Here is a 2,248-nt window from a genome sequence, read left to right as displayed (position 1 = left end):
CGTAGAACAGGAAGAAGGCATCCGGATACAGCCAACGCAGGGGATAGGGCCGTTGCCGCTGGTTGGCCTGCGGAAGAGCGGCCAGCTCGGCCAGCACCAGCTCCCGCAGGTCGGGGTCGAAGCGCGCCTGGTAGGTGAAAGTGAGCCGCACGTCGACGATCGCCTGGTAGTCGAGCGTGTTCACTGCCTTGGGCAACTCCAGCGTCCACGACGAGGCCAGCCCGGCCCCCTCGAAGATGCGTCTGCGGCGGCGGTCGCTGTCGACGATGATGGCGTCGCTGCGCAACTCGTAGTCGGAAATCACCAGCGCTTCGCGTGACTGCACCCGGTGCTTGATGCCGTTGCTGCCGTCCGCCCAGGGCGTCGGCACTCGGTAGTGCGACAGCCCTGAGTTGGTCAAGGTGCCGCTCAGGCCACGCGATGGCACGATGCCATCGACGACGACCTCGACGTGTTCGATGCGCCCGGCATAGGTGCCGGGATAGACGCTGTCGAAGTCGTCCAGGTTGGTCTGGAACTCCATGCGTCCCTGCCCGCGCAACTGCGTTTCGAACAGGAAGGGATAACGCTGGGCCAGCGACACGGTCTGGCGCACCGGTTGCTGCTTGGCCGTGGTGCTGGTGATCAGGTCGTAGGTGAACGACTGCACGTCGAGCATCAAGGTATCGGCGGCCAGCATGCCCTTGACGGTGTCGGACATGTAGTCGGGCTTGATGATGGTGCGCAGCAGGTCGTTCTCGAAGTTGTAAGCGCGCTGCATGCGCTTGGCGACGTCCAGGGCCATCGCCAGGTAGCGTTGAGAGAGCTGGTTCATCTTGTCGCCGAGCAGGTGCCATACGTCGGGCGTGAACCGTTGCCCGTCGAAGGCGTTGAGCAGCTCGATCGCGCCGCCGACGCGAACCTGCGAGGCGTTGGCACTGGCCTGCACGGCCGCCGCGCGCGCCTGAGCAGCCGCCTTCTCCTGCGCCGCCTGGGCGGCGACCCCGTCGAGCAGCTTGGCCTCGCGATTCATGCGGTCGATTTCGTATTGGTTCTGGAGGCGCGACGCCGTCAGCTGCTCGGCTGCAACGAGCGTGCCGCGCTCACCGGACAACGAATAGCCGCCCTGCATCATGCGGTCGGCCAGTGCGTTGAGTTCGCTCGCGTTGCCATCCTCGCCGCCGCTCATCTGTGCTGACAGGGCCTGGTGCATGGACCACGCGCGCGACTTGGACGCGTAGCTGCCGGCATTGGCCCGGGCGTCCGCAGCGCGTTGCTGCGCGATCGCCTGCCCTGCCACATAGACACCGACCTCTTGCTGCGCGGCATCGACTTGGCGCAGCGCGGCCTCGCGCTCGGCCTTCGATTGAGCGATGTTCTGCGTCAACTGCAGGCGCGTCAGAGTACCGCTGTCGGCCTTGTCCCAGAACGAGATCGCATCGCGTTCGGTGCTCACCGCCATCTGGCACAGGTTGATCGCCACGGACTGCAGGTAGTCGAAAGTCCAGATCGGTACGTTCTGCGCCCAGTGGCCCCAGAAGTCCAGACCGCCAGCGATTTTTGCCAGTTGCGCCTGCACGTCGAAGATCACGCTGCTGATGGCCGGGCTCGCCGTGATGGCGGCCGGATTCGCCAGGTTGGCGATGACGTCTCGCGCGCCGTCGGCGGCCGGCTTCAGCCCTGCGATGGTGTAAAGATCCGACGCTGGCGCTTGGCCATCGGTGGTGAGGACGCGCTCGTAGAGAGGCAGAGCTGCAGGGGCGTCTTCGTCGCGGAACAGCGAGTTACCCCAGTCGAAATAAAGCGTCGCCAGCCTCGTCCATACGTAAGGCGCTTCGACGGAGGCGTTCAGGTAGGAGTAAGCGGCGGCTCGCAGATACCACTGCTCGGCCGAAGACCAATTGCCCATCGCGTGGTGGCACTCGCCCAGGCCGAGGGGCGTTTCGTAGTACCAGGCGTGCGCGAGGCCGACCGCCATGTCCGCGGGCCGCTTCGGCTCAATCAGCGCGTCGGGCAGCATTGCGAACGTACGGCGCTTGTCGTAGACCGTCGACAGCACCAAGTCGGCCGACAGCGCTTCGCCGGCGTTCCAGGTCACTTTCTCGACCGCCTCGCCCACCTGAACGCTGTAGGAGCGTTGTGCGACGGTCAACTGCGGCGGAATCTCCACCGGCAGCGGGGGTTCGACCGCCGCGTGCAAACCCGCGGAGAGACTGGCCGAGGACCTGCGCAGCACGGCGATCCCGGGCGCGGATGTCACGGCCGGCGC

General features: G+C 66.0%; 1 protein-coding gene. It reads right to left on the bottom strand.

The genetic code is table 11. The features are described 5' to 3' along the window. A partial coding sequence (locus H0W40_RS19910) for a hypothetical protein (protein ID WP_292449661.1) occupies positions 1-2,215 on the bottom strand: 2,215 nt, incomplete at its 3' end. Positions 2,216-2,248: the final 33 nt, after the last annotated feature.

Source organism: Methylibium sp. (genome assembly GCF_013817345.1).
Classification (GTDB): domain Bacteria; phylum Pseudomonadota; class Gammaproteobacteria; order Burkholderiales; family Burkholderiaceae_C; genus Methylibium.
This window is presented reverse-complemented; position numbering and strand designations above follow the sequence as displayed.